Consider the following 25,200-nt stretch of genomic DNA (forward strand, 5'->3'; position numbering starts at 1 on the left):
ACTCCAAGCGTTCGCCTTATCACCTTATTCGCTGGCGGACTAAACCGTTCTTCTGCGGATGTAATATTGAAATAAATATTGAACCAGCACCTTCACTGCCGCGTAGAACGGAACGGCCAGGATCAAGCCGAGCACGCCTGCCACTTCACCGCCTGCAAGGAGTACCAGAATAATCGTCAGTGGATGCATGTGAAGCGTGCGCCCGACCACTTGAGGAGAGATGATATTGCCTTCCAGGAGCTGAACGAGCCAGTTGACGATGACGACGTACAGCACCATTTTCCAGGAGAGGGTCAGGGCGAACAGGATGGCCGGAGCCGCGCCGAAATAAGGCCCGAGATAAGGAATGATGTTGGTCAAGGCGACCGCAGAGGCAAAAAGCAACGGATACGGCATCCCCACGAGCCAATAGCCAAGCCAAGATAGAACTCCGACGATGATGCAGACGAGGAACTGGCCGCGCACATAGCTGCCGAGCGCATCATCCACTTCCGAGAGAAGACGGATGGTTAGACGACGATGGTTCTTGGGGACGAAGGTGAGAATGCCCCGTTGAATTCCTTGGAAATCCTTCAAGATGTAGAACGCCAGGAACGGGATGATGAACACGAGAAACACGGTGTTCAAGGTCGTCCCGATGCGGTCGATGTACCCGGATATCCCGGTGGAGATGCCCGATTCCAGCTTTGTGAGAGAACGGTTGATCCCGGCGCGAACGCTTTCTGGAATGTAGCGGTTATCGTTGTATTGGGCGATCAAATTTTGAGTTTTGGCCGTGAATTGCGGAAGATGCTCGTTCAGCTCCGTCAACTGCCGGACGAACATCGGAATGAGGTTGGCCATAATGACGGCAAACGAGGTGATGAAGAGGGCATAGATCAACAGGACCGCGATGCTGCGTGGGACCTTGGAGCGCTCATTCAGCAGGCAGACGATCGGATTGAGCACATAGGAGATGATCATCGCCACCAGGAAAGGCGCCAAGACGGCGCTTAGAAAATGATAAATGGACATGAGCAGGGGTTTGATCTGCACGAGCATGAAGACGATGAGCAGCCCGAGCAGAATCATCACAAAGGCTTTGAACCAACGGTTGTTAAAAAAAGAATCCACATTCCCACCTCCGGCAGACAGACTGGCCTGCTTTACAGTATATGTGGAATCTTGTCCGGTTAATCCCGATCTCTGGCAAAGTGGAATCGTTCGCAAATCCAAAAACGCCCGGATTCTGAAAACCGGTTTGCACGAAGGCAAGCCATCTTTCAGAAACCGAGCGCTTGGCGTTTCAATGGTTTTCTTCCCTTCGGTTCAATCAACCGTTGGCCTGCATCTGAGGCAGGATTTGGACGTCTTCGAAGAACAGGTCATCCAGAGAGCTGAGGGTTCCGTCTTCCTCAACCTGATACACCGACATTTTTTCTCCGTTAACCGTCAATTCAATAAAGCATCCCCAGCAATAAAATTGATGGGAGCCAATCTTGCCGATATCTTTGGAATTGCAATTTGGACAACGCATTCCTGGATCACCCTATCTCCTGAGTAGTGAGCGGTTTAAGTTCCCCGTGACTCTGCACCGGGACGATTACAGCATCTTTGCCGAATGTGATCTTGTTCGGAAAAGGCAGCCACTTGCGCCCTTCCTTCACATCGGACAGAAACCCTTCCGACAATTCGAAGCCTAGTATTCTTTTATCCAATTCCGATGCAATGTAAACATCTTCAATGACACCTAATTCTTGTCCATTTCTTGACAGAACGGGAAGGCCGGTGATTTTACGGTCCCTTAAGAGAAAGAATGTGGTATCCGAGCCTTCCGGACATTCCTTCACGACCATCCCGCGCGGCAGGATAACGGCATCCTCGCCTACGGAGACCCCTTCCACCCATTCGACCGCCCTCGGCGCTTTAAACCAGACGCGCGTTTCGAGGAGCAAGCAGCAGGTGGTCCAATGATCAAACATGAGGTCCTGCACGGTTCCGATTTTTTGCCCTGTCGCCACCTCGATGACGGGAAGACCGACCAGATCGCGACCCTTGAACAACCGGTATCCCTCCCTAAGCGAATGGCTGGAGAATTCTCCCTCTAGCTTAGCCAACTCGCCGGGATTTCATTCCTGTACCAAAAAAAGAGCCGTTTTATTTACTTACGTTTATCGGCAGACAAAGGTTGCAACAATTTCTGCCGCACGGACGATTTCTTCTTTCGTTGTCACCGGAGCGAAGCTGAAACGGATGGCCGAGCTTACACAGGACTTGTCCATGCCCATGGCAGTCAGCACATGGGAAGGCTCCAGCGAACCGGAGGTGCAAGCGGAACCACTCGCCGCGCAGACGCTGGCGAGATCCAGATTCATGAGCAGCGTCTCCGCCGATACCCCGGGAAAGCTGACGTTCAGGATATGCGGCAGCCGCTCGGTTTCATGTCCGTTTATGAGAAAGGCTCCCGTCGGAAGCAACCGGCTCAGCTCTCCAAGCAGAAGCTCGCGGAGGCTCTCCAAATAAGCACGTTTCTCGGCAAGTCGAGAAGCCGTGAGCGCAGCGGCTGCTCCAAAGCCGACGATTCCGGGAACATTCTCCGTCCCCGCCCGTCGATTCCGCTCCTGAGTTCCGCCGTAAAGCAGCGGCTGGAGCAGCACCTTATCTCCGACATACAAGGCTCCGACTCCCTTAGGCCCTCCGATCTTGTGGGAGGATAAGCTCATGAGATCAACTGGCAGCCGACGCATATCCAGAGGGACGGTGCCGAAGGCTTGTACGGCGTCCGTGTGGAAGAGAACCCCCGCCTCCTGCGCAATCGCTCCGATCTCCTCAATGGGCTGAAGCGTCCCGGTCTCGTTATTGGCGAGCATGATCGTGATCAGGAAGGTGTCCGGCCGGATGGCCCGGCGGACCTCCTCCGGGTTTACCCGGCCGGTCTTGTCCACCGGCAGATACGTCACCTGAACGCCCAGCTGTTCGAGGCGCTCGCAGGCATGAAGCACCGCATGGTGCTCCGTGCCGGTCGTAATGACATGACCCGCATTCTGGTTGCGGGCCGCAAGGCCGAGAATGGCGAGGTTGTCGCTTTCCGTGCCTCCACTTGTAAATAGGATGCGCCGTCCCGAAACATTCAGGGCGGCGCCAAGGGTCTCTCTGGCTTCCGTGACGGCGGCTAAGGCGTCACGGCCATAGGAATGGATGCTCGAAGGATTTCCGTACTGTTCTGTCATATAAGGAAGCATGCGTGCGAGCGCCTCTGGATGCATAGGCGTAGCAGCCGCATGGTCAAGGTAAATGGTCGTTCCCATCAAGAAATACCTCCGAAATTGAATTGTGTCAGATTGAATTTTATGATACTCCTTTTCCGGAACCCCAATCAAGTACGATTTCATCATTTTTTCCCAAAATCAATAAAAAGGTAACATGGGCCATGATCAATTGCACAACTTTCATCGACAGTTCATAGCTTAAATCCCTATTCTCCATAAACGGAGTGTTCAAATTCTTCTTTCGTCAACCCAAAGAGAAGTTCATTATGATAGATACCGCTAAGGTTGATCCCCCCAACGTTATCCCCATTCAAATTTTCAATGGTAAAGATGATTCTCTCGTGATTCCTTGAAAAATCGGCATACTCTTCAGCAAACCTTTTGGCTTCCGCTAGGGTAGGAGGTAATTCCACCTGATAGTCAAGCAGCCGTCCAAAAGCTCTATCCACTTTCTTGCGAAACCTTTCCCTAAATTCTTCTTTCCCCTCTCTCACGAAAAAAGCTCACCGCGACTGCTGGCCGGGTGAGCTTCAACGTGTAGGGTTGGCATTAAGAATTACAGATTACAATCACTCTCTTTCAAAAAGGGGGCTTCTAGATCATGCTGTGCGAGCAAAGGCTTGTCGATCGGGAACGGGATGCATAGATCCGGGTCATTCCATGCGATTCCTCTTCTATAATCCTGGTGAAAATAGTGGTCAATTTTCATTACGACATTCGTATGATCTTCCAACGAGAGAAAGGCATGACCAAATCCTGTGGGAATGTAGAACTGCTTCCGATTCTCCGCGGATAATTCCACACATGCCCACTGCTTATAAGTGGCTGAATCTTTCCTTAAATCAATGGCATAATCGAGTCCGCTTCCTTTGGTACAATATATTAGCTTTGTTTGTGCCATTGGATGGTTTTGATAGTGAATGCCGTATAAGGTGCCCGCCTTTACAGGACAATATACATTCTCCTCAACAAAATGCGTATCAATTCCCGCTTCATGTAGCTCTCGATCTGAAAAAAGGGGGATAGGAGCCACCTCTCGTATCCACATGCTTTTCATACTCGAGTATCAGGACCCCTGGTAAATTCGTCAGTGTAACGTTAAGCATACAAGGATTCCTCCAGATTATGACTTACCATGACTTCCACCATGGAATAGTAAGCTGTTTATCGTTAATGACTAGCAAACCATTCCGTAGCATAGTCGTCGCTGATGACAGGATAATGATACTGCCATAACTTGCAGTTTGGACAGCTAGTTTCCGGAATAAATTTTCATTAAGGATGCACGGGATCCCTTATTTGTCGTAAACGACTTCCGTTCCCGCAATAAAATCATGAATCGATCGTTTATCTTCTCGAAGTCCAACCATAAACGCACTGATGATTACAGCAATCCCAAAGGTTAGTCCATATATAATTCCTCCAATTACGTTGCGTAATAACATGGTTCCGAACCCTGGTGAGGAATGGTCAAAGACTTTTCTGATTTTGATCCCACAGATGCGCTTTCCAATGGTGTATCCATCCCACATAATCGGAACCAGCAAAGAGTACAAAAAGGACAAGAGATCTGTTAAGTATTCATCACTTGAATAACCGCCAGTCATTACAGAAGAAAGAATGCTCAAGGGTATACCGATAATAATCGCATCTAGCAGCATTGCTCCGAGTCGAATCCAAAAGCCCGCTTTCATACCTTGTTCGCTCCCTACATAATCTCTATCATCATTCTTGTAAATCTAATGCCGTTTATTGTCTTCTCCTCCTCCATACAGCGCAATCCCTGTTTTCTATAAAAGTCCACTGAATTGGGTGCAGAATTGACTGTGATGGTCTTAACGTTCTGAATTCGAAAACGATCGACAATGTACTTAATCAGAGCAGTTCCTATTCCAAGACCTCTAAAGTCATTATGAATAAACAACATAGAAATGTGATTCATATTTCTCACTTCGATTATGCCAACCATTAACTCATCCGAAGATGCAACATAAATCTGATGACCATTGGATAGTCTTTCATTCGTTGCATTCAAATCTATGTATTTATAAAATTCATGAATACCTTCAGGAGCGTAGTTAGGTGAGACCTGTGTATCAAACGAATCCTTAACAAGTTTTATAACGGAACCGATCTCATTGGATGATACCAGGTTTATCGTAATTCCCATGAATGAACCTCACCTTCTTTCTTATCTGATTACATCTTCATCAAATTTATTATCGGAGCTGTTTCCAACTCTTCAAATTTTATCCCGCCTTTATCCAGATAGTACTTGCTATGAACCTTCTCCAAAATGAATACCTATTGGCTTTGTATCCATTTCACGAAAACCATATTCTTTCGCTTCCGAAATGATCTTTGTTTCGTCTTCACGTTCCCGTTGTTTAATAGTCTCGTGAACTGTCATTTGTTCTTCTCCTTAAAAAATCCTTCCTTCGATTAGCTTTCAATCACGTCATTAATAAAATCAATGATTCTCGAGAATTCATAATCAGGTTTCATCAAGAATTCACTGCCATGCGAATGATCCAACCAATTTACTCCAGCTGTTAATACGTTAGCTCTTTTGCCAGCTTCGATATCTGCATGACTGTCTCCAACAAATAATGCTTCTTGCGGCGAACAATTCAATGTATTCATAACCCGAGAGGTTATATGGCATTAATTCTTAAGTAAGGTACCTATTTTCTCTGAAAAGCTCTCCCAGTCACTACTATAGCTAATATTCGCTCCCCACCCAGCTGATCTCAGATGATCCCTTAAATCTATTAATTCATTCACTTCTTTATCCGTTACCTTTTGATCAGGAAAGCCTGTATACGTTGGATAATTCGTAAAATACCAATACAAATTCCATAAATCGTCTTCTTGATTCTTTGATATTACTCCCAAATCTTTTCCTGTAACCATCAGATTATGGATACTTTCTCTTACATCTTCGATTTTTTCGACTACATGATTTTCATCTTCCCATTTATTTTTCATCTGATAATCAAGAGCACTTTCTAATTGAACTAAATTGTTCTGAACTTCAAGAGTAGAATTCGAATAGAAATCTGCTAATCGATCCGCCTTCAAAAATACGTATGTGATTAAAAGAACATTTAGAGCAACAGATATTACAGTAAAAATTCGATTTTTCAATTAATCACCTATCCTCTGTGTTTATCCATCTAGCTACCAAGAGGTGAAACCCTTCATCGCCATTATTGAGATGCAAACTGCCTGCATTGCTTTCGCAAATCTTGAAGTTCCTTTAATTTATATGGATTGTCTTTAATATTCATTATTGGCTTCAAATCATTTATCAAAGCTCTTTCTGTCACATCAAGTAACTCCTTATCCACAATATGCCAACTGACAAATAAATTTACGTTAATCCAATTAATTATTTTCATTGTGTCTTCCACTGAGAATTTGTAATTCTTTGAAAAACCCTTTACTGGTCGATATCCGATTACAGCTCCAATACTTCTAAAAAAGGATGCTGGACTTTTATGTCTTAAGTCTTGATGAACAAGTCTTTCGAGTAAGCTGTTTGATGCTTGACCCACATATAGGATTTTATGGTTTCGAGTGATTAATTCCGTTCGAAATGGATCTGTCAGCAGATTTACATCGCTGATTGCTATACAATAAACCCCCGGTTGGCCTGGTACGTATTGTTCGGCGTCTCTTGCGAGAATGATAGTATTCATCAATATCGCTTTGATTTCATCCATGCTATTCATTAATTTCACCTTCTTAACGAATGTTTCTGACGGTGTTAGCCGAAATTCCTGTCCTCTATGAATTTGCTACAAGAAAGTCCTTTAATTCATTCAAGTTATCAAATTGATACTTGGCTCTGCTATCGCTGTGTCTGACTAATATGCCTTTAATCCCTACTTGTTCGGCCCCTAAAACATCCGCATGAATGTTGTCTCCAATCATCCACACAGGATTGCTCCTCGAAGTTTTTTCCAAAGCCAGCTTATAGATCGCAGGATTTGGCTTCTCATAACCAACTTCAGAAGAATTTATGATATCAGAAACGAAATTCCCTAATCCCAGATAATCTGTAATCCTTCTGAGTTCTGGAACATGGTTTGAAACGATGATGTGATTCCAACCAAAATCCTTCAGGACTTTTAATGTCGGCAGTGAATCATCGAATAGCTGCCAAGTTTTAAGATCTAGATATCTCGATTGGGCATCTACAGCTAATTGTTCCGACTGTGATTCGGAATAACCGAGTTTTTGATAACCCCTCTGGAACAGCCCCCTAATAGGTGCCCACCATCGTTCAGATGTATGTAAATGAGTATGCTCAACATCCGGTTCATGCCATGGAAAACCACTTCTCAGAAAGGCACCAATGTCTTCAAGTGTTATTTCTGTCTCTGGATCTTTATCTTTGATTGCTTCAAGCATCGACATGCTCCAAGCTCGACCGTGATGGCCATCTATTCTGTACCCTAAAGTTCCATCAAAATCCCACAATAAAAACCCACTCAACTAGTTCAACCTCCTGAGTTGCAAAATCATACAAGCAGGAAATTCTGCTGCCCTTACTCGTATTCACGACAAAACCCAGCCTTAGATAGCTCCTATCTGAGGCTGGGTCTTGTGTTGTCTGAGTCATCTTCCATGATTATACATCTGATAAACGAAGGGCGATAGCCCCGATACCTCTTTCATTCCCTCCTGTCGCTCAAGAGGATACGAAAGAACGCCTTTCATAATGAATTGGGTTATGCCGATTCCATCTTCATAAAATGGACAAGAGACCTTGCGTCGCCCCCCGGCGAAAGGTCTCTTGTTTTGCGCGAGGCTAACTGGAATAAAAAAATAATTTGGTGATATTTTTGGGCCTTCTCTTATATAATGGTAACTTTTTGAGTTCGAATGACGTTTACTTGATATCAGTACCAAAAGGTGGGGAAGGAAATGAGGGGTAAGGGAAGTTTGGTTTGGTGTGCTTTGGCTGCACTGTGTTTTGTGTTGGTTGCTTGTGAAGAGAAGCAGCCCTACCGTACCGAGTCAGTTTCACCGACTGTGCAAACGACGGCTTCCTCTGCGGTCGCTCCGAATCAAGGGGAGCAGCAGGTCGCGGAACTGAACAAGGAGATTGCCGATTTAAAGGCGCAGCTTGCCGAGCTGGAGCAGACACGGAGCGACCTTTTGCTCCTCCAGGATAAGTCGACTCAACTGTTCGACAGCAGCGGTTTGCTCTTCGACGTGATGAAGGAGCTCAAGTCCTCGCTGCCGATTACGAAGCCGAAGGATAGCCGGGAGGAGCAGATTCTGAAGGCCGTGGACTATTCGAACCCGATGCTGGCGCTAAACAGTGACGAGCTCATCCTGTCAGCGGGAACGGCTCCGATTGAAGCGAACCAGACAGAAGCGGTGGTGGAACTGACGGTTTATCGGAAGGCGTCGACCTTAAGCGACGTTGGCCCGATCCAGGTCATGTTCCTGCACATGCAAAAGGTGAACGGGAAATGGGCGATGGCCTCGTTTTCGCGTTTCAACTGATCAATAGTCGGCGGGGTTGATGCTGACCTGATGCTGGATGATGAAGGTTCCCGACTCGCCCGTGGTAAACAGAGCGATATAGGCATCGTAATCCAATTGGGTAATGGTCTGGCAGCCTTCAGAGCCGCGCTCATAGTTAAAGCCCTTGTGGGAATTGATGCCGCTGACCGTACCGGAAGCCCCGTCGGGCGTGTTGTCGATCAAGGCGGGTAAGGTCCGGTCGGTAGTACCGAGCTTGTAAAGATTCAACGCTTTGTAGGCACTGCTTCCGCCGCTCATGGGGTGAATGCCGACCACGAATTTGTAAGAGCCAGGCTTCAAGGTATCGGCCACTTCCATCTTGTCAGGTAAGGTGCTGGCCCGTTGGAAAATGCCGATGATGTCGCCATTCCGGTAGATCACACTCATCGCTCCGTAGAGCCCGTTCCCTTCGTGAAATTTAGCGGCGGGAACAAAGGTCCCCCAGGCCGTATTATGCTGCCCGTTTTTTTGTCGGAAATCTACCGAGATCCGGCTAACATTAGCATCGATCGAGGAAGGGTTGGCGGGATCGCCGCCCTGGTAAACCCCCGAGCCCTCGAATCGGTATTCGAGGAGCTTCATGCGGTCCGCCGCGTTCAGGGACATGACATAAGTAAGAACAGTACCGATCGCATCGTATTGGCGCTGGGTCAGTTGTTCCTTGAACGCGTTGCGGAGGGTGGCGAAGTTGGACGAAATGACGCTGGCTTGATAAGCCGGGTCGGTGTTTCCAGTTAAATATTGCGGACTTTTGTTCAGGATCACGAACGCATTGTAGCTGTACCGGCCACTTTCCTTCGTCTGAAAGGTTGAACTGGTATACATCCTTTTTTCACCTCACGGTAGTGATAGAGTTGCACCCGATCGAGAGGGGGCTCGCTTGACAGCTCTCGTCGGCCGCATCTTATCAAGTGAAAAAAGTGCGTCCTTTTACAACCCCACCTCACTTCTTTCTGCGTTTGTTCACATTTCGGGTCCTCTTCTACTCAAATCCGCGAAGTGATGGATCAAAGCCAGCGAGCTTTTTAATAGCTTAGGGAACCAAGAGGCAATACAAAAGAGTGATCGGGTTTGACCACCTTGATCCAATTGCCAGCATCGATTTTCGGCCTTAGTTTGTAACGTCCTAAGTAAATATGCTTCTTCCTTTATGATGATATTCTATTTTCTTTTATTGAATTTAGATATTTTCTAAGTGTTACTAAGTGCATCGGATAGAACTGTTCTTGGGAATTTATTAGTTTTTTCTCTAATTCATTTATAGAAATCCACCTAATATTTTTGGATTCATTTGAACGATTTAATAATTGTCCAGTAACCCTGCATATAAAAATTTGGACCATCACGGGATAATACCCCTGAATGTTCTGTGCACAATTAAAAGGGGAGTAGTTGATTACCTTGTATCCGTTAATTTCCATGACTTCCGAATCATTCTCACCATCAATTTCAATTACATCAAGACCGGTCTCCTCTTTGATTTCTCTTCGCAAGCAATCAAATACATTTTCAAACTGACGAATTTTCCCAGCAGGTATTTCAATTAATCCCTGCTCAACTAAAGCATCATCCTTAGACCTTTCTTGGATCAAGATATAATGTTCTCCATTTAAAACCTTTTCAATAATACCGCCCACTCCCGGAATAGCCAGTAATTCCATCCGGATGAACCTTCTTTCTCGAAGTAGTCTCTTTGATCGCTATTGCCTGGTTGATGCCTCTCTTAATCGGACAATGTGATCCAGTATCTTCTCAGCACTTTATTTTTTTCATTCAACATGATCGTGGATTCAAATATACCTTTATTCTTCTCGATAATTCGTCTCGAGGCAACATTGTCATCATCACACGTAAGCAATACTTTATCGAATTGAAGCCTTTTCGCTTTTTCAAGAGCAAGCTTAAGCAAAGTGAATCCGTACCCTTTTTTTCTGGATAGTGGGGCAATGTCATACCCGATATGACCTGCATACTTCTTGACATAATCGTGCTCTAAAGACATCCGTATTCGTACAACTCCTGCTATCTCCCCACTTGTATTGGTTAACCAAAAGGTATTCGTAGGCACCCACCCCTCACACCCCTGACGATCTTCAATCAATTTCTGAATATACCCCTTAAAATCACTTAGAGCTTTTTTATACATTTCGAAATAATACTCTTCACCAACCGCTCCATACTCCTCAACCATCTTTACGAACGCTTCCTTATATCCTTCTTGCGGTTCGACAAGAAAAAGTTCTTCCATTGGATTGTTCCCCATCGTATCAACCTTCTATCAGCAGGTAATTATTGCATAACATGCACCCATTACAAATAGCCATCATTCTTCTCGCATTATGGGTAACCTCTTGGAATTGCTGGACAATCAATTTCGAGTACGTAGCTTTATTCTTTAAACAATATCTTTCCTATCAACCCTTTTGCTTCTTCTTCACTAATAACCGTTAATAATCCAATATGTTTAGACTTCACCACTCTTGTCCCATAGTTCATCATTTCAATTGCTTTCACATCTATCTTTTGTTCTGTATTATCTTTGCTCCGTAATGTATCACCAATTCTCAAAACCTCTTCGTTACTTATGATTTCTCCCGCAATGATGTACCCCCTACCTGTTAACATAAAAACATCTTCGACCCTAATCTCAAACATGATGATCATCCTGTCCATCTTGTTTTTCACGAATTAAGAAATCCATTTGTCTTTCTAAACAATGATTAGAATAATAACCCAAAATATAAGCTCAACCTCAAAATCAGTGCTTGACGAATCATGCGGCGAACGCTGATGATTGCATGCCAGAAGGAAACCTTCGCTGTAGGGGGTTGCTGGTTTCCTCGAAAGCGTTCTCCAATGGCGCATGATCCGTTTATTCACGTTTTGAAGGGAAAACCAGTGGTTGAGATTTTTAACGGCGGTTACAGCCGTTATTTCACGGAAATCGGTGGTTTTTCTGCTCTAACGGCGCCCACGATCGCTATTACCATTTTTCGGTGCCAAAAAGGGCTGCCCAGCCCCAAATAGCGGCGCTCAGTTCCGTTAGATTTTTAAACGGTCAAAAACGGGGGATTAACGGCTGTGGCCGCCGTTAGCGCCTTGAGCCAAGCGTCAAGATCTGATTTCGGTTTTGAGCCAAAATATATCCATTCATTTTTCCTCCACTAATCCTTCTCACCCATCAGGCCAAACGACTATCCTTCAACCAAATTATAGAATCGAATATCACCATCTTTGGTTTCTGCTATAAGAATGTCATTTCGTTCTTTTGTCGTAAATATCTTCGTTCCTGGCAATAATTTGCTTGCCGTTCCATTCTCGAATTCTTTTCCATCTTCCATCTGCTTCGTAATCTCGAATATCTCTTTTTCTTTGGAAAGCTTTACTTCATTTACCCAATCGATCCCTGCGCAAAAAATGATGTCCTTATACATGAAAATATTTGCGTTTGAATCCAACCTTAGCATATCATCCGCTGTTGGGTTTCCGATGATCACGATCTCTTCGTTCTCTTCTCCAGTTCCCTGTTCGACGCGTTCTTGATTACCGGGTACTAGGCTACATCCTCCAAGCACCAATAAGACGAACATCAATATCATTGCCTTTCGCATTTTCGACACTCCTAACGTTATCACTCATATTATCTGAATTGCGCGGTCATATTTCGAATAATCAATTCTGGTCGAAAGAAGATTTGATTTGGACCTCTGTCAAGAAAGTGGACGGTCAGGAAGCGGAATGAGTAGAAAAAAGAGCTGCAAAACGAACAGGAGAGAGATAGCCTAAGGTGCTGTGGATTCGTTTGCGGTTGTAGTAAAACTCGATGTATTGGAAAAGGGAATGGTAAGCCTGGTCCTTGTTCTTGAAACGGGGGTTGCAGTAAATGAGCTCTTTCTTCAAGATGCTGTGCCACGACTCGATGCAGGCGTTGTCATAGCAATTGCCCTTTCGGCTCATGCTGGGTTTCATGTGATAGAGGCACAACTGATTTCGGTAGTCTTGAGAGGTGTATTGCGAACCTCGGTCGGAGTGGTGAATCAAGCCTTTTTCGGGTCGCTTGGCTGCATATGCATCTTGTAAAGCACCGAGTACGAGGCTCGTTTCCATGTGGTGATCCAGACGCCATCCAACAATCTCACGCGTACATAGATCCATGACGCTGGCCAAGTACAAGCGCCCTTCTCGACAAGGAATCGAGGTGATGTCCGTCACCCATACCATATTCGGCTTCGGCACCCTGAATTGTTGATTGAGGTGGTTGGGGGAAACGGGATGGTCGGGATTGGAGCAGGTTGTCTGTACCCGGTATTTTCTGGACACAACCGAGCGGAGGCTCATCTCTCGCATGTATACGCTCACGGTACGCTCAGAGATCGTATGTCCCTCTTGACGAAGCAGTCGGGTAATCTTCGGGCTTCCGTACCGCTTCTGATGGTCGGCGAAGTGATATTGAATGCGCTTGAGCACAATCGCTTTGCGTCGCTTCTGTTTACTCGACCGCTCGACTCTCCACTTGTAATACCCGCTCCGTGAAACCCGTAGGGTTGTGCACATCTTCTCCAAGCGGAACTCGGAGCGATGATCCTCAATAAACCGGAATCTCAGTTCTTTGGTTTGCTGAAGATGTGCACTGCTTTTTTTACGATGGCGAGCTCTTCTTCCACATCGGAGAGTTTTTGCTCTTTTTCATGGAGTTGCCGGTTTAGTTCGCTCAACTTCGCTTCCAGTTCACGTACCCGATCTCCGCTAGCTGCCGGTTCATATTTCAGTTCACGGTACTGGCCCATCCATTGGTGGAGGGTGCCTCTTGGAATGTTGAGTTCCTCTGCTAGATCCGCTACTGTTTTTGTTTGTTCCTGAATGAACCGCACGGTCTGCTTTTTGAATTCCTCGTTGTACCGTTGTCGTTGTTCGCCCATGGGGACACCTCCGTTGGCTTCATTATCCGCAGTCTGTTAGCCGGTGTCCACTTTTTATTCTAGTTGCAATTTTTCTTAAGTCCTTCTGTGTTAAAGGATGTATGGCGCCATTAAAGATAAATAAATCTGTACAGCTCGTGTCTTCTCGCTTTAATTAGATGACATCATGACTGTCCTTTGTATGTTGAAAAAGACTAGCCAATAAGAACATCTCTTCACAATCAGCGGCATAGATAAGTAACAGATCCCCTAATTCTTCTCTGACCCTGATATTGATTTCCTGTTAGCCACTTCATGTCCTCCAAAAGCTCGATCATCCATTCTTCTCCATATTATCATTTTTTGGCAAGAAAAAACGGTTAGAAAAAAAGAGGCCGCAAAGTCATAACGACTTCACAGCCTCCCTATGCTGTATAGTGGATTGTGGGTAATCCGTGGCCGGGATAATTTGATGCTTTATAAAAAAATCTTTGAATTCAACAAATTTGCTGCACTCGTTAAATATAAAACATGTAGTTGTTGTATTTGCCTTCGTCGTGGTAGTTGACAAGGGAATGCAGCGTTGTGGAGTCGAGCACGTCCGCAATGCTGTCGCGAATGCGCATCCACAGATCCCGTTTCGCTGGATCGTCCTCGTCGGTGAAATCCACCGGGCTGATCGGGCCCTCCAGAACGCGGATGATATCTCCTGCCGTAATCTCGCTCGCCGGACGCGACAACACGTATCCGCCATATGCCCCGCGGATGCTCTTCACCAATCCCGCATTTCTCAGGGGCGCAATCAATTGCTCCAGGTAATGCTCGGAGAGATTGTTCTTCTCCGCGATGCTCTTCAGGGAGGTCGGGCCATCGCCGGTACGTGCCGCAAGCTCCATCATAATGGTGAGACCATAACGTCCTTTGGTTGATATTTTCAAAAAAAGACACCTCATTCAAAGTAGTGGAAAGGGAATCGGGGATGATCCGCTCCTCCCCATTCTTGCCGAAAAATCACGATTCTAACGCAAGCGCGCAGACTTGATCTTTCGAACGTCCATAATCCCTATCGGATATGTTACCATAAACACCCCATGGAGAAAAAGTGCCCTTCCTAACTTTTTGTTCCGATTGTGGTACAATGAAGCGAGTTCTACCGCGAAAGGTTGATGAAACGATGACGACAGATAACAGCAAGACCCGTGTCGTTCTCGGCATGTCGGGCGGAGTGGATTCTTCCGTCGCCGCTCTCCTGCTCAAAGAACAAGGCTACGAGGTCATTGGCATCTATATGAAGAATTGGGACGACACCGATGAATTCGGGGTCTGCACCGCCGAAGAAGACGCATCGGACGTGCGTCGGGTGTGCGCCCAGATCGGCATTCCCTGCTATACGGTCAATTTTGAGAAGGAATATTACGACAAGGTCTTCTCCTATTTCCTTGACGAATACCGAAATGGCCGTACCCCGAACCCCGATGTCATGTGCAACCGGGAAATCAAGTTCGGTGAATTTCTGCAAAAGGCGCTTGAGCTCGGAGCGGATTACATCGCAACCGGCCACTATGCGCGAGTGGAGCAAACAGCTGATGGCCGCTTCCAGTTGCTGCGAGGTGTAGACGGGAATAAGGATCAGACCTATTTCCTGAATGCGCTGAATCAGTACCAACTGTCGAAGGCGATGTTCCCGATCGGGCATCTGCCGAAGCCGAAGGTCCGGGAGATCGCTGAGAAAGCAGGTCTCGCCACCGCTAAGAAGAAAGACTCCACCGGAGTCTGCTTCATCGGCGAACGCAACTTCCGGGAGTTCCTGAGCCATTACCTTCCCGCTCAGCCGGGCGAAATGCGCACGTTCGAAGGAGAAGTCAAGGGGCGTCATGACGGACTCATGTATTATACTCTCGGACAGCGCCAAGGCCTAGGGATCGGAGGCTCCGGTACCGGAGAGCCTTGGTTTGTGGCCGACAAGGACCTGGAGCACAATGTGCTCTATGTCGTGCAAGGCGAACAGGATGACCGCCTCTATTCCACGTCGCTTACCGCAACCGGCGTCAACTGGATCAGCGGACACGCCCCGGGAGACAGCTTCGCTTGCACCGCCAAGTTCCGGTACCGTCAGCCGGACCAGCAGGTCAACGTCGAGGTTCTCCCGGACGGAGCGGCTCGCGTCGTCTTTGCCCAGCCTCAAAAGGCCATCACTCCGGGACAGGCCGTCGTCTTTTACGACGGAGACGTTTGCCTCGGTGGCGGCACCATCGATGGGATCGTCAAGCTGAAGTGAGGATGCGCTTGTGCTCGCGCAAGCGAGGCTAGAACCGTCAGAGGTTATCGATTCGTTTCGACCCTCTCGCTGCTTTTGGGATGATCAACTTGAATCAGCAAAGCCTTCCCCGCCAAATGGCGGAGAAGGCTTTTTTGGATCCCACTCCTTCGTTAGGGGAAAGAAATGATCCTATCACGATAGAGCACGAGTCAAGTCGGCAGACTAATTGACGCCGATTCATATTCACACGATTTGAGCTGACAGCGTTCTAGATGGAGCTCTCTATTCGCTTTTCGTAATAGTAAAAGCCGTTAGTCTCTCGGATTTTTTGATATCCGCAGCGCAGATAGAACCGATGATTCTTCAGCTCCCAGTCCGGCGTGTCCAGATCCCAACGAACCGCCCAAGGGAACTCGTGCTCCAAGGCGAGCATGGCCGTGAGCCCGTAGCCGTGATTTTGCTTATCGGGATGCAAGAAAATACGGCCCACATGACAAGACAATCTCTCCCGATCGGGAAAAACGATTGCCCCGCCGATGATGCTGTCCGTTTGAGCTCCAACCGCTTCTTTCACCTCTGAGATGATGAAATAGTGGCCTTCCGCCATCATGCTCTTCTGCCATTCCTCATCTGCATACCCAGTAGGGCCGCCTACGGCTTCGCGTCCGTATTGCTTGCACTCTCGGTCGAATGCCTCCTGTTGAATCGATGCAAGCTTAGCCGCATCTTCGGGTTTAGCCACAACCAGTCGAATCATTCTTTGCCTCCCGACACTCATAATGCCATCCGCGCTGTCGCCATTTCGCATCCGTGAGCTATTACCTTTTTCGCCGCCGCTCTTGATTCTGCTTCATTTTCTCTTCGGTTCCCTGACTGCTCGCTTCAAAGAAAACGAAGTTGTGGAGCGGCTCCGGCAAATACTGCTGCTCCACGTAATGACCAGGAAAGTCATGGGGATACTTGTAGCCGGTGTGTCCAAGCTTCTCCGCGCCCCGGTAATGGGCATCCCGCAGGTGCAGCGGCACTTCTGCGGTGCCGACCCGCTCGAAGGTGGATTCGATCTTGCCGATGGTCACGGCGACGCTGTTGGACTTCGGACTCTCCACCGCGAAGAGGATGGCCTGCGCGATGTTGTATTTCGCCTCCGGCCAGCCGATCTTGTGATAGGCGTCCATCGCCGTCACAGCCTGAATCATCGCCTGAGGATTGGCGAGGCCGATATCCTCACTGCAGGCGACGATCAGCCGCCTCAGGAAGGTCATCGGGTCCATGCCGAGCTTCTCGACGGCATAGAGAAACCAGAACAGCGCGGCGTCGCTTGAGCCGCGCACGCTTTTGTGAAAGGCGGACAGCACGTCGTATTGCGTGGACGGGTCCGCCTTCACCGTAGGCTTGCGGACGGATTCCTCCGCAGCCTCCAGCGTGATGTGCACGGTCCCGCTCGTATCCGGCGGGGTCGTGAGGGCCGCGATCTCCAGCGCGTTCAGTGCGCGTCGGATGTCTCCGTTCGCCATGCGCGCGATATGCTGCAAGGCGTCTTCGTCCGCCTGAATGGGCAGCGAACCGAGGCCCTTCTCCTTGTCGGCGAGCGCATGCTGAAGGGCGATAAACGCATGCTCATGCGTGAGCGCATGAAGCTGAAACAACGTCGAACGGGACAGCAACGCCCCGTTCACGTGATGGAACGGATTCTCGGTCGTCGCGCCGATGAAGACGATCGTTCCCTGCTCCACCGCCGGAAGCAGCGCATCCTGCCGAGCTGTATTGAAGCGATGAACCTCATCGAGGAAGAGGATCGTTTTGCGCCCGTACATCGCTTTATTCGCCTGTGCGGACTCGATCACCTCGCGAACGTCCTTCACCGAAGCATCCACCGCATTGAGCTTCACGAAATCGCTGTTGGTGCGACGCGAGATGATATTCGCGAGCGTCGTCTTCCCCGTTCCCGGCGGTCCGTACAGCAGGATCGACGAGATGCGATCCGCTTCGATCATCCGTCTGAGCAGCTTACCGCTGCCCACGAGATGCTCCTGCCCGATATATTCTTCCAGCGTCTCCGGGCGCATGCGGTCGGCAAGCAGCTTGCCCGCAGGCTCCTGTTCCGCTTGATAGCTGAACAAATCCATACCAATCTCCCACTTTCCAAAAACAAGCGTTCATGAAAAAAGCATGCTGACGGCGCGTATTCCGCTGACCGCAGCATGCTCTCATTATACCATGTTCCGTTTCGTCCAGTCTGCTTGTCCCTTGAGAAAAGCGTGCGACGCAAGGGCCAGAGAACCCGGTCTACCTCGAGCTTATCGCAACTAGAAAGCTGTCACCTCAAAAACCGTGGTGTTCGCACCACTTCTCGTAGCGATTGACGCCGCTTCGTACCCACTCGATTAGGGTTGACAGCGTACTCGCTAATCGCGCTAACCTGACTCCCTAGTCGCGGGTGATGCCCTTGCGTTCGGCCATCCAACTGCCGCCTGCCTTGGCGAGCAGCTCGCGGACCACGACGCTCGCCATGATCAAACCGGCTGTCGAGGGTACGAAGGCGTTGCTTGCCGGAGGCATTTTGGCCTTGCGGGTTTTGGCGTTCGCCGGAGCGATCTGCTGGGTGATATCCTCGCGAGGGATGATCGGCTCCTCGGTGGAGAAAACGACCTTTACCCCTTTCTTGATCCCATCCTTCCGCAGCCGGGTGCGAATGACGCGGGCGATCGGATCGACCGTCGTCTTGGAGATGTCCGCCACCTGGAAACGGGTCGGGTCCATCTTATTCGCGGCGCCCATGCTGGAGATCACGGGGATTTTCCGAGCGAGGCATTGTTTAATCAGGTGAATCTTGAACTCGATGGTGTCCGAGGCATCGATAACATAATCCAGCGGGTATTCAAACAGCTGCTCATAGGTCTCCTCATTATAAAACATCTGCAGAGCGATGGCATCGCATTCCGGATTGATATCGCGGATGCGATCCTGCATCAGCTTGGCCTTCGGCTGGCCGACCGTGGACAGAAGAGCGTGAATTTGCCGGTTGACGTTCGTGATGTCGACAACGTCCTTGTCGATCATAATGATCCGGCCCACTCCGCTGCGAGCCAGGGCTTCTACGGAAAATGAACCAACTCCGCCGATGCCCAGCACCGCGACGGTCGCATTCTTCAGCACATCCAACCCTTCCGGCCCCATGGAGAGTTCATTGCGGGAAAATTGGTGCAGCATTGATTTGCATCCTCCTTGCTGCGCTTCTTGCGCGGCAGCCAGCGCCTTTACGGACGCGGAAGTTCGTCCCTTTTATGCGGAACATAACCCCCGCGTCTCAAGTGTACCGATCAGTTAGTGGCCGGTTTGCCCGCCGGCTGCTTCAGAGCGACCCGAATGGACAGCTCCTCCAGCTGTTTGTCGTCGACCGGAGACGGGGCATTGGTCAAGAGGCAAGTAGCGCTCGCCGTCTTCGGGAACGCAATCGTCTCCCGCAGGTTGGTGCGTCCGGCAAGCAGCATAATCAGCCGGTCGAACCCGAAGGCGATGCCGCCGTGCGGCGGGGTGCCGTATTCGAAGGCATCCATCAGATAGCCGAAGCTCTCATAAGCCTGTTCCTTCGTGAAGCCGAGGGCTTTGAACATTTGCTCCTGTACCTCGCGCTTGTAAATCCGCTGCGAGCCGCCGCCGACTTCATAGCCGTTCAGCACGATATCATACGCTTGGGCGCGGATTTGCAGCGGATCGGTCTCGAAGAAGTGCAGATCCTCGTCCTTCGGACGGGTGAACGGATGGTGCTCGGCGATATAGCGTCCAGCTTCTTCGTCATAGCTGAACAGCGGGAAATCGACGACCCAAGCAAACTTATAGGCCGCATCGTCGATCAGTCCGAGGTCGCGGCCGATCTTGAGGCGCAGGTTGCCAAGGACATCGTTGACGACCTTAAAGGTATCGGCGGAGAAGATGAGCACGTCACCTTCTTCCGCTCCGAGGCGTTCGCCAAGTGCGGTGATTTCCGCTTCCGTCAAGAATTTAACGATAGGGCCTTTCCACTCGCCTTCCTTCACTTGAACCCAAGCGAGGCCTTTACCGCCATAGCGGGAAGCAAACGGGGCGAGATCATCGAGCTCCTTGCGGCTCCAGGAGCCGCAGCCCTTCGCGTTCAACGCCTTGACGATGCCGCCACCGGCAACAATGGAGGCAAACACCTTGACGCCGCTGTCCTTCACGAGATCGGAGACGTCGGCCAGCTCCAGCCCGAAGCGCAGGTCCGGCTTGTCCGAGCCGTACTTGTCCATCGCTTCCGCCCAGGTCAGGCGCTGGAACGGACGCGGGATCTCGATGCCCTTCGTTTCTTGGAACAAGCGAACCATGAGCTCTTCCATCATCTCTTGGAGCTTGCGATCGTCGAGAAAGGATGTCTCAATGTCCACTTGGGTGAACTCCGGCTGACGGTCGGCGCGCAGATCCTCGTCACGGAAGCAGCGGGCGATCTGGTAATAGCGTTCAACTCCGCCTACCATCAACAGCTGCTTGAAGATTTGCGGCGACTGCGGCAGCGCATAGAATTCCCCTTCATGTACGCGGCTCGGAACCAGATAATCGCGAGCGCCTTCCGGCGAGCTCTTCGTCAGGATCGGCGTCTCCACCTCGAGGAAGCCATTCTCATCCAGATAATCGCGGAATACCTTAGCCGCTTTGGAGCGCAAGTAGAGCGTCTGCTGCATTTCCGGACGGCGCAGGTCGAGATAGCGGTATTTCAAGCGCAGCGATTCGTCGATCTCAATCCCGTCCTCGATGAAGAAGGGAGGCGTCTTCGCCGCATTGAGAATTTCGATTTCGGTGATGCGCACTTCAAGCTCGCCGGTCGCGAGATTCGGGTTGATCGTATCGGCGCTGCGTTCGACTACCTTCCCTTTGACTGCCAAAACGTACTCGGTACGAGCGCGGTCGGCGATTTTCAAGGCTTCGCCGGAGTAATCCGGATTGAAGACGATCTGCACGATGCCGCTGCGGTCGCGCAGGTCAATGAACAGCACGCCTCCCAGGTCGCGACGGCGCTGCACCCATCCGTTAAGCGTTACTTCCTGGCCGATATGCCCTTTTTCGAGTAAGCCGCATTGATGCGTTCTTGCCAGTGTCATGATTCATTCTCCTCGTCTTCAAAAATAAATAGCTTCCTCTTGCTTCCTCATCGATCTCATCTCAGTGAATTTCCATGTCCAGAGTGCTTGCTTCATCCAGCTTCGTTTTCGGCATCGCGCTCTTCGAGACATCGCTTGTACTTATACCTGTATATGCAAAGGATCGGTTCGTTTAAGCCTGCCTGCCCGCCTTCTCCTCCGCCAGCATACGGATGAAGTCTCCCAAGGGCAGCTTACGCTGCTCGCCGGTTGCCATCGTTTTGATGCTGATCACTCCTGCATCCAGCTCGTCATCGCCGAGTATCGCGACTTCGCGCGCGGCCGACCGGTCCGCCGACTTCATCGCCGACTTCATCTTCCGGCCCTGGTAATCCTTCTCCGCCGTCAGTCCAGCCGCTCTCGCCGCGTGGACGAGCCGGACGGTTTCCGCTTCTGCGCGATCCCCAAGACCGATCAGATAGAGATCGAGCGGGGCATACTCGGGAATGGAGACTCCCTGCGCTTCCAGAATGATGAGCACCCGCTCCAGCCCGAGGGCCATGCCGACGCCCGGCTGGTCATGCTCCTCGCCGCCGATCTGGCCGACGAGCCCATTGTAGCGGCCGCCGCCTCCGATCGTATCGATAGCGCCGATCCCAGCCGCCTTGTATTCGAAAGCGGTGTGCGTGTAATAATCAAGTCCCCGAACGAGGCGGGGATTGATTTCATACGGTACGCCCATCGCGTCCAGATACCCGCGCACCTGTTCGAAATGCGTTCGGCATTCCTCATCGAGTTCATCGAGAATCGATGGCGCCCCATCGAAGCGATGCTGATCGATCTTGCAGTCGAGCACGCGCAGCGGATTGCGCTCCATCCGGCTTCGGCAGTCGCGGCACAGCTCCTCCTTCATCGGTTCGAGGAACGCGAGCAGCTTCGCCCGGAAATTCGCGCGAATCTCAGCCGTCCCGACCGAATTGACCTCCACGCGGACATCCTTCAGCCCGAGCTTGCGGCAATAATCGTAGCCGAAGGCGATGACCTCCGCGTCGAGCGCGGGAGAGGAAGAACCGAGCGCTTCGATGCCGAACTGATGAAACTGGCGCATGCGGCCGGCCTGCGGCTGCTCGTAACGGAACATCGGGCCGACGTAATACAGCTTGGTCACATCCGGATCGGCGTACAGCTTATTTTCCGCATACGCTCGGACAGTTCCGGCGGTACCCTCCGGCCGAAGGGTGATGCTGCGATCGGCTTTATCAGCGAACGTGTACATTTCTTTCTCGACTACGTCCGTCGTCTCGCCAACCCCTCGTTTGAACAGCTCCGTGTGCTCAAAAATCGGGGTCCGCACTTCCCGGTAACGGTACAGGGCCGTCAGCTCTCGGGCCGTGTTCTCCAGGTATTGCCACTTCTCTACGGTACCCGGCAGAAAATCCGGAGTACCTTTTGGCTTTTGAAAATTCATGTCGACTCCCTCCAAACCATTTCAATCCATTTCAATCCATTCTTCCCTTGATCCGCTTGCCTTCATCTCGCTCATCGACTGGCTCACCGGCAGAAATGAAAAGTCCTCGCCCTTGACATTCGCGTCAAGGACGAGGACTTGTATACAGTCACCCGTGGTACCACCTTCGTTCGGAACCCCGCCTCGCCATAGCTGGCAAAGCTGCTTATGTCCACCGTTACTACGGAAGCAAAGCCTGGTTCCCTCATGATCCGGTTAACGCCCGGTTATGCGCCGTTCGGCTACTTGTCCTCCAGACGCTTCCTCCGCTTCAACGCAGGTGGGTAGTCGTCTCCGGTGTTCGCCGACGGTTCTACGGGAGGTCTTTCATCACGGGTGCGCCACGGAAGCTTGCAGCCTAGGCTTCCTCTCTGGAGAGGCCGGGTCCGGAGTACTTTGTCCCATCATCGAATCGTCGATTGCGTGTTTATGGTTATTGTATACGATTGTATACGTAAGCTTCCAAGAAAGTCAAGGATGATTCCGTTGCCAAGCAAAAAAATGGCCGGCGAAGAATCGCCGGCCTAACGTCGTACTATATCAAAAGGGGGTCATGGGTTTAGTATAGGCAGCGGACATTAAAGGAACATGAAAAGCGGATTACAATTGCATTACAAATTACTTCCCGTATACCTCATCCAAAAGCTTCAGCTTCCTCGCCGTATAGTCGCGGTAATGCTCGATGTAGGCGTTCGGCTCCTTTGGATTCGGAAATCGTTCAATTTTCTCATGCCCCCGCTCTTCGTCCGCACTCGCAGGATACAGCAGCTTGCTGACCGCTCCACAGCCGAGTCCGACAATCGTCTGTCGATCCTCCATCATGAGGATGTTATAGAGGCTCTCCATTCCGGGAAACGAATACCCGACGTTTTCCATACTGCCAAGAATGTTCTTCTGACGGTACAGATAGTACGGCACGTACCCATGATCCGCTGTCCATGCGGTAGTCAGGTCCATCATGGCCTGTACATCATCGCGAGAAGCAACACGGTAATCGTCCTTATTCTGGGTCATGCGTGAGGCCCGCTTGTAGGAGAGGGTGTGCACGGTGAGCGATTCGGGCAGCAGCTCCTCCGTCTTGGCAAGGGAAGCCCGGTAATCGTCCACCCCTTCATTCGGCAGTCCGATGATCAAGTCCATGTTGATGTTGGACATGCCGAGGTCACGGGCCAGGATGAATTTCTCCTCCGTCTCCTTGACCGTATGATGACGGCCGATCGTATCGAGCGTCGCCTGAGTGAAGCTCTGCGGGTTGATGCTTATCCGGTCGACGCCCCATTTGTTCAAAACGGCGAGCTTGTCCGGGGTAATGGTGTCCGGGCGCCCTGCCTCCACCGTAAGCTCCCGTATCCGGTCCATATCCGGAAAAGATCGATGAAGTTCTTCAAAGAGTGCATCCATCTGCTCGGCTTCGATGCTCGTAGGCGTCCCTCCGCCAAAATAGAGGGTGGTGACCGTGAGCCCCCGCTTTTTCAGCCATTCGCCGGTCTCGCGGATTTCGTATTGCAGCCCTTCCAAAAACCCTTCCACCGAGCCGGTATTGCCACGGATGTCATAAGCGGGGAAAGTGCAATAGGCGCATTTCGTCGGGCAAAAGGGGATGCCAATGTACACGCTCACCTCGTTATCCAGGTAAAAGAGGTCAGGAATGACCTGCAGCTGAAGCTCGGCGATTCCGGTAACCAATTCCGCTTTCTCCTCTGTGACCAGATAATCCTCCCGCAGGATGCGGATGCATTCCTCGCGCTCATGCTGCCTCAGCAGATTGTGCAGCAGCTTCGTCGGGCGTACGCCGGTCAGCGTCCCCCAAGGCAGCCGAATGCCAGTTGCTTCCTGAAGCAGCTTGGCCGCGGTGAAGCCGATAGCTCGTTTCACGGTTCTCCGAATGTCCTCTTCCTCCTCACCGAGGAAAGGACGATTGTGGTCAGTAGTGAAGGATCTCATTTCCGTTGTCTCTTCGCCGTCGCTCACTTTGCTTCGAGCGCGATCGGCCGCGTTCGCGTTCGTTCGGTTGACACTCGCTTCCGCATGATCCAAGAGGACGAGCAATTCGGCTTGTACCTCCACTTGCCCCTTTGCCGTATGCACGTGAAAGCGCAGCTCCAGATCCCCTTCCGAGGGTTCCATTTCCGGCTCTGGGTCATAAAATAATTCCGCGTCCTCATAAAATTGTTTAACCAGGTGAAATAATTCCATATGATGATCGGCAAAGCCGGTCCTTCTTACGATAATCTTCATGGGGTCCCCTCCACATCCAAAAAGCAAGGTCTGTAAATATCGCTATCCATTGTAGCGGACTGCCGTCCCCCGGTCAAAGAAAACGCCGAAATCGAAAAAGATCAGTCCGCCTCCTCAGAAAGGAGCGAACTGATCCTTGTTTACTTCCGGTGATGGGGTCCATCGCCTTTGGGCTTTATCCTCTTCAAATCAGGCTCGCCCAAGGCTCCGAAATCATCCGAGGCTTCCGCGGAATGCGCCTCATGCGGACTGATTCCGGGAGACCGCTGCTGTGCGGCAATGATGGTTCGCTCTTTCGGAGAACGATGCACGGGACCGGTTCCTCCTTCTGCTTCTGTTCAAGCATCAGTATGCCCCAATCCCGGCGTGACCAATCGTCTGTCACCAACCACGTTTCAATCGAGCACTCCCAATC

30 protein-coding genes are annotated in these 25,200 nt (G+C 50.2%); 2 read left to right on the forward strand and 28 right to left on the reverse strand.

The features are described from left to right. Window positions 1-39: 39 nt before the first annotated feature. From BN2684_RS10700 to BN2684_RS10750, 13 genes are all read right to left on the reverse strand, one after another. Window positions 40-1,113 (reverse strand): AI-2E family transporter, encoded by a 1,074-nt coding sequence (locus BN2684_RS10700; RefSeq protein WP_234340216.1) that lies wholly within the window; start codon window positions 1,111-1,113, stop codon window positions 40-42. Window positions 1,114-1,312: 199 nt separating this feature from the next. After that, the gene (locus BN2684_RS10705; RefSeq protein WP_058302149.1) at window positions 1,313-1,516 is read right to left on the reverse strand and encodes a hypothetical protein; all 204 of its coding nucleotides are present in this window, start codon (window positions 1,514-1,516) and stop codon (window positions 1,313-1,315) included. Window positions 1,517-1,523: 7 nt separating this feature from the next. Continuing rightward, window positions 1,524-2,042: a PRC-barrel domain-containing protein gene (locus BN2684_RS10710; RefSeq protein WP_058302150.1), complete on the reverse strand. Its 519-nt coding sequence runs from the start codon at window positions 2,040-2,042 to the stop codon at window positions 1,524-1,526. Window positions 2,043-2,150: 108 nt separating this feature from the next. Then, window positions 2,151-3,287, reverse strand: a complete 1,137-nt coding sequence (locus tag BN2684_RS10715; RefSeq protein ID WP_058302151.1) for a cysteine desulfurase family protein — start codon at window positions 3,285-3,287, stop codon at window positions 2,151-2,153. Between the two features lie 167 nt (window positions 3,288-3,454). Next, on the reverse strand, window positions 3,455-3,742 hold the full coding sequence (locus tag BN2684_RS10720; protein ID WP_058302152.1) for a hypothetical protein: 288 nt from the start codon (window positions 3,740-3,742) through the stop codon (window positions 3,455-3,457). A 62-nt stretch (window positions 3,743-3,804) separates the two neighbouring features. Then, window positions 3,805-4,305, reverse strand: coding sequence for a dTDP-4-dehydrorhamnose 3,5-epimerase (gene rfbC, locus BN2684_RS10725; protein ID WP_199825313.1), 501 nt, complete (start codon window positions 4,303-4,305; stop codon window positions 3,805-3,807). A 238-nt stretch (window positions 4,306-4,543) separates the two neighbouring features. Then, entirely contained in the window at window positions 4,544-4,942 is a 399-nt protein-coding gene (locus BN2684_RS10730; RefSeq protein ID WP_058302153.1) for an RDD family protein, read from the reverse strand. 14 nt (window positions 4,943-4,956) lie between these two features. Beyond that, window positions 4,957-5,418, reverse strand: coding sequence for a GNAT family N-acetyltransferase (locus tag BN2684_RS10735; protein WP_058302154.1), 462 nt, complete (start codon window positions 5,416-5,418; stop codon window positions 4,957-4,959). Between the two features lie 108 nt (window positions 5,419-5,526). After that, window positions 5,527-5,658, reverse strand: coding sequence for a hypothetical protein (locus BN2684_RS25185; protein ID WP_262360920.1), 132 nt, complete (start codon window positions 5,656-5,658; stop codon window positions 5,527-5,529). Window positions 5,659-5,690: 32 nt separating this feature from the next. Further along, entirely contained in the window at window positions 5,691-5,891 is a 201-nt protein-coding gene (locus BN2684_RS23890) for an HAD hydrolase-like protein (RefSeq protein WP_082651884.1), read from the reverse strand. 21 nt (window positions 5,892-5,912) lie between these two features. Beyond that, window positions 5,913-6,395: a hypothetical protein gene (locus tag BN2684_RS10740; RefSeq protein ID WP_058302155.1), complete on the reverse strand. Its 483-nt coding sequence runs from the start codon at window positions 6,393-6,395 to the stop codon at window positions 5,913-5,915. Window positions 6,396-6,457: 62 nt separating this feature from the next. After that, a complete protein-coding gene (locus tag BN2684_RS10745; RefSeq protein WP_058302156.1) occupies window positions 6,458-6,982 on the reverse strand; it encodes a GIY-YIG nuclease family protein in 525 nt (174 codons plus the stop codon). A 55-nt stretch (window positions 6,983-7,037) separates the two neighbouring features. Next, window positions 7,038-7,748 carry an HAD family hydrolase gene (locus tag BN2684_RS10750; RefSeq protein WP_058302157.1) on the reverse strand — a complete coding sequence of 237 codons (711 nt, stop codon included), beginning with the start codon at window positions 7,746-7,748 and terminating at the stop codon, window positions 7,038-7,040. Window positions 7,749-8,180: 432 nt separating this feature from the next. Here BN2684_RS10750 and BN2684_RS10755 point away from each other — a divergent pair, with 432 nt between their 5' ends. After that, a complete protein-coding gene (locus BN2684_RS10755; protein ID WP_148449943.1) occupies window positions 8,181-8,768 on the forward strand; it encodes a hypothetical protein in 588 nt (195 codons plus the stop codon). On the opposite strand, the gene BN2684_RS10760 is transcribed toward BN2684_RS10755, so the two are convergent. The 8 genes from BN2684_RS10760 to cymR form a co-directional block, all read right to left on the reverse strand. Then, window positions 8,769-9,614, reverse strand: a complete 846-nt coding sequence (locus BN2684_RS10760; protein ID WP_058302159.1) for a hypothetical protein — start codon at window positions 9,612-9,614, stop codon at window positions 8,769-8,771. 323 nt (window positions 9,615-9,937) lie between these two features. Next, window positions 9,938-10,450, reverse strand: a complete 513-nt coding sequence (locus BN2684_RS10765) for an NUDIX hydrolase (protein ID WP_058302160.1) — start codon at window positions 10,448-10,450, stop codon at window positions 9,938-9,940. 62 nt (window positions 10,451-10,512) lie between these two features. Next, window positions 10,513-11,052: a GNAT family N-acetyltransferase gene (locus BN2684_RS10770; protein WP_058302161.1), complete on the reverse strand. Its 540-nt coding sequence runs from the start codon at window positions 11,050-11,052 to the stop codon at window positions 10,513-10,515. Between the two features lie 125 nt (window positions 11,053-11,177). Then, complete coding sequence (locus tag BN2684_RS10775; RefSeq protein WP_058302162.1) at window positions 11,178-11,444, reverse strand: hypothetical protein; 267 nt, start codon at window positions 11,442-11,444, stop codon at window positions 11,178-11,180. Window positions 11,445-11,983: 539 nt separating this feature from the next. Further along, window positions 11,984-12,400, reverse strand: a complete 417-nt coding sequence (locus tag BN2684_RS10780) for a hypothetical protein (RefSeq protein ID WP_058302163.1) — start codon at window positions 12,398-12,400, stop codon at window positions 11,984-11,986. Window positions 12,401-12,515: 115 nt separating this feature from the next. Further along, entirely contained in the window at window positions 12,516-13,394 is an 879-nt protein-coding gene (locus BN2684_RS10785) for an IS3 family transposase (RefSeq protein WP_108722159.1), read from the reverse strand. Then, window positions 13,391-13,708 carry an LA_3659 family protein gene (locus BN2684_RS10790; protein WP_058301425.1) on the reverse strand — a complete coding sequence of 106 codons (318 nt, stop codon included), beginning with the start codon at window positions 13,706-13,708 and terminating at the stop codon, window positions 13,391-13,393. The genes BN2684_RS10785 and BN2684_RS10790 overlap by 4 nt, the downstream gene beginning before the upstream one ends. A 497-nt stretch (window positions 13,709-14,205) precedes the next feature. Further along, complete coding sequence (cymR, locus tag BN2684_RS10795) at window positions 14,206-14,625, reverse strand: cysteine metabolism transcriptional regulator CymR (protein WP_058302164.1); 420 nt, start codon at window positions 14,623-14,625, stop codon at window positions 14,206-14,208. Window positions 14,626-14,861: 236 nt separating this feature from the next. Between cymR and mnmA the strand changes: the two genes are divergently transcribed. Next, on the forward strand, window positions 14,862-15,965 hold the full coding sequence (gene mnmA, locus BN2684_RS10800) for a tRNA 2-thiouridine(34) synthase MnmA (protein WP_058302165.1): 1,104 nt from the start codon (window positions 14,862-14,864) through the stop codon (window positions 15,963-15,965). A 250-nt stretch (window positions 15,966-16,215) separates the two neighbouring features. On the opposite strand, the gene BN2684_RS10805 is transcribed toward mnmA, so the two are convergent. The 7 genes from BN2684_RS10805 to BN2684_RS24500 all read right to left on the reverse strand — a co-directional run bounded on the left by BN2684_RS10805 (window position 16,216) and on the right by BN2684_RS24500 (window position 25,096). Next, window positions 16,216-16,704, reverse strand: a complete 489-nt coding sequence (locus BN2684_RS10805) for a GNAT family N-acetyltransferase (RefSeq protein WP_058302166.1) — start codon at window positions 16,702-16,704, stop codon at window positions 16,216-16,218. A 61-nt stretch (window positions 16,705-16,765) separates the two neighbouring features. Continuing rightward, complete coding sequence (locus tag BN2684_RS10810; protein WP_058302167.1) at window positions 16,766-18,073, reverse strand: replication-associated recombination protein A; 1,308 nt, start codon at window positions 18,071-18,073, stop codon at window positions 16,766-16,768. A 301-nt stretch (window positions 18,074-18,374) separates the two neighbouring features. Continuing rightward, a complete protein-coding gene (locus tag BN2684_RS10815; RefSeq protein ID WP_058302168.1) occupies window positions 18,375-19,157 on the reverse strand; it encodes a tRNA threonylcarbamoyladenosine dehydratase in 783 nt (260 codons plus the stop codon). A gap of 110 nt (window positions 19,158-19,267) precedes the next feature. Continuing rightward, window positions 19,268-21,061, reverse strand: a complete 1,794-nt coding sequence (gene aspS, locus BN2684_RS10820; protein ID WP_058302169.1) for an aspartate--tRNA ligase — start codon at window positions 21,059-21,061, stop codon at window positions 19,268-19,270. A gap of 172 nt (window positions 21,062-21,233) precedes the next feature. Beyond that, window positions 21,234-22,508 (reverse strand): histidine--tRNA ligase, encoded by a 1,275-nt coding sequence (gene hisS / locus BN2684_RS10825; RefSeq protein ID WP_058302170.1) that lies wholly within the window; start codon window positions 22,506-22,508, stop codon window positions 21,234-21,236. 657 nt (window positions 22,509-23,165) lie between these two features. Further along, window positions 23,166-24,785 carry a coproporphyrinogen III oxidase gene (locus tag BN2684_RS10830; RefSeq protein WP_058302171.1) on the reverse strand — a complete coding sequence of 540 codons (1,620 nt, stop codon included), beginning with the start codon at window positions 24,783-24,785 and terminating at the stop codon, window positions 23,166-23,168. Between the two features lie 140 nt (window positions 24,786-24,925). Beyond that, entirely contained in the window at window positions 24,926-25,096 is a 171-nt protein-coding gene (locus BN2684_RS24500) for a hypothetical protein (protein ID WP_159065784.1), read from the reverse strand. Between the last annotated feature and the right edge of the window lie 104 nt (window positions 25,097-25,200).

The organism is Gorillibacterium timonense (assembly GCF_001457415.1).
Classification (GTDB): Bacteria; Bacillota; Bacilli; order Paenibacillales; family NBRC-103111; genus Gorillibacterium; species Gorillibacterium timonense.